The following is a 2,747-nucleotide window of genomic DNA, read 5'->3' as shown; positions in this document are numbered from 1 at the left end:
CAGCGCATAAGTACCAACGTTTATAAACAGTTCTGCTCATGAAATATTACAAGCCAGTAAAACTAATCTACTAAGTATTTAAAACAATAAAGTATTACTTCTTGTCACTTACATTCAGAAACTCGCATTTACGGCGAGTTTCGTGAGAACAAAAGTCAAGTGGCAAACTGGTCAAAGGCGAACCCTTTTCAAATGGCCAGTTTGCGTAGTTTTTTGTCACTGCGTTCAAAAAAACCAATCAAACTGGCTATTAAATAATTTTTTACTCTAGTTTGCTGTTTGAATATTATGAAAACAATGATGATTAAATCTGAAAAGAATACAAATATAACCGATAATTCACTTGATATTATGAGAATTCTCGCTGCCTTTTTTGTAATGCTGCTTCACTATACAGGCTATTGTGTGAATGTTTTTCACATTGATAGTTCTTTAATGCAATCAATAAGAGTTGTGACTGAGCACATTCCAGGGGTGGTGATTTTTTTTGCTATAAGTGGTTTCTTAACATCAAGAACATGTTCAAGGCTCTCTTTCAAAGCGTTTTTTTTCAATAGAGCGGTCAGGATTTTGCCACCGCTTTATTTGTGTACGATTATAAATGCTTGTTTCATAATTGTTGTTGCTGGTGTTTCTTTCTGGAACTTACTACCGTGGATTATAATGCAGATTTTTGGAGTGGCATTTACTCCTGGTTTTTTGTCAGGATTTGCAACGGGAAGTATAAATGGAGCACTTTGGACTATTTTTGTTCAAATCCAGTTGTATTTTCTATGTGCCTTTGTGTGGAAATATTTGAAAAAGATTTCCAACGCAAAAGCTGCATTGATTTTTTTAGCTTCAGTAGCGTTAAATATTATTTCCAAGATTATAGTATTAAGATTTCCTATTGCTGATAAATATCTTAGTAGAACATTTTTTCCTTATTTTGTCTGGTTTTATATAGGAATGGTAATGTATAAGAATTTTTCTTTTGTTTCTGAACATGCAAGAACAATTTCTGCCATCAGCCTTTTGGGTTGGGGAAGCATAGTATTTACTAGTATTTCTGACTTTGGTTACTATACTGGAATAATAACCAGCACGCTTCTAAGTGTTATTGTAATTGCATTATCATACAGTTTTGGGAGATTTCGTGTACGATTTGATTTTACTTATGAGTTGTTTCTATACCATTGGATTGTATTAAACTACTTTATTCACAAAGAATTGATACAGAGATTGGACCCTCTATTATCGCTTTTTGGATTTCTGATGGTATCTGGTATAATATCCATAATTGCGCATATAGTTATTTCTAGGATTATTGATTTTTGTAGTATTAAATACCAGATGGCACATGAAAAGAAAAATTAAATGGTAACAAAATTGTCGAAGAGAATAAGGATAATTTAGCCTTAAACGGTATTATAAAGTGTGAAGATATAAGAATAAAAAGAAGGATATTTTAATTTATGAAGAACATATGCATGATTGTACAGCAAAGAGATGTACATGGAGGAATTGCAGCTGTTACCAATGGGTATTATGGCAGTAGTCTTGAAAAAAAATTTAATATTTTCTATATAGAATCCTATTGTGATGGTTCAAAGACTGCAAAGCTAAAAAAAGCACTAAAGGCATATGTTTCCTTTCACAAACTTTTAAGGAAGAAAAACATAGATGCCGTTCATATTCATACTTCCTTTGGTCCGAGCTTCTATAGAGAGATTCCGTTTATCCTCATGAGCTGCAATAGGAAAATTCCTGTTATAAACCATATTCATGGTTCAGCTTTTGATGTTTTTTATGAAAATGCATCGGATTTTAAGAAAAAGCTTGTTAGAAAATGGTATGGAAAATGTTCCAGAATGATTGTATTAACGGAGCATTGGAAAAAGGTTTTGTCTAGAACATTTCCTATAGATAGAATTGAGGTTGTGTCAAATTATAGTAAACCACAAGCTTCTATGCTGGATGAAAAGGTAATGAAAAAGAGATTTGAGGCAAAAAAGATTCTTTTCCTTGGGGTTATAACCAAAGGTAAAGGAATGGAAGAAGCGCCTTTCATAATCCAAAAAGTAGTTGAAAAAGTTCCAAAAGCTAAATTTATATTCGGAGGAGTTGGAGATACAAGCCTTGTGACAAATTCTCTTTCAGAGGAGATTGTTCAACATAATGTTGTTTTTCCGGGATGGGTGACAGATGATAAGAAAGATAGCCTTCTTAAAGACAGTATGCTATTTTTTCTGCCATCACATATGGAGGCAATGCCTATGTCTATACTGGATGCTTTTGGATATGCGCTTCCCTGCGTTGCAACTAATATAGGAGGAATCCCACAGCTTGTTGAAGATAAGACAAACGGAACATTATGCGAACTGAAGAATACTGATCAGTTTGCCAGAGCTATTATTTCCTATCTGACAGATTATGAATTTTTCAAGCAAACTTCAGAAAACTGTATCAAAATAGTTAATGAAAAGTTCAGTTTCGATATCCATGTGGAAAAACTGGAAAAGATATATGTCAAAGTAATTAATGATTCTAACAATTGTTAGATTTATTCCTTGTTCCATTTCCAAAACAGGTGGAAATAGTTGACATATACGTTATAATAATAAAGGTGCGTTGAACCTATAAAAAGGACAAAACATTTTTTAAATAATAAAGTATAGATTTTTGTCTATTATATTTGATAGCTGAGTTTTGATGGCTTGTAATATTTCATGAGCAGAACTGTTTATAAACGTTGGTTCTTAGATGCT

Annotated in this window: 2 protein-coding genes; both read left to right on the top strand. The window is 32.7% G+C overall.

Annotation, left to right across the window (positions count from 1 at the left end):
• The first annotated feature begins 288 nt into the window (after positions 1–288).
• Positions 289–1,356 carry an acyltransferase family protein gene (locus G634_RS20555; RefSeq protein WP_081676664.1) on the top strand — a complete coding sequence of 356 codons (1,068 nt, stop codon included), beginning with the start codon at positions 289–291 and terminating at the stop codon, positions 1,354–1,356.
• A gap of 98 nt (positions 1,357–1,454) precedes the next feature.
• A complete protein-coding gene (locus G634_RS0114740; RefSeq protein ID WP_026505905.1) occupies positions 1,455–2,540 on the top strand; it encodes a glycosyltransferase family 4 protein in 1,086 nt (361 codons plus the stop codon).
• Positions 2,541–2,747: the final 207 nt, after the last annotated feature.

Origin of the sequence: Butyrivibrio sp. NC3005, assembly GCF_000424545.1 — a bacterium.
GTDB lineage: Bacteria > Bacillota > Clostridia > Lachnospirales > Lachnospiraceae > Butyrivibrio.
The sequence above is the reverse complement of the archived record's forward strand: the minus strand, read 5'-3'. Positions and strand labels throughout refer to the sequence as shown.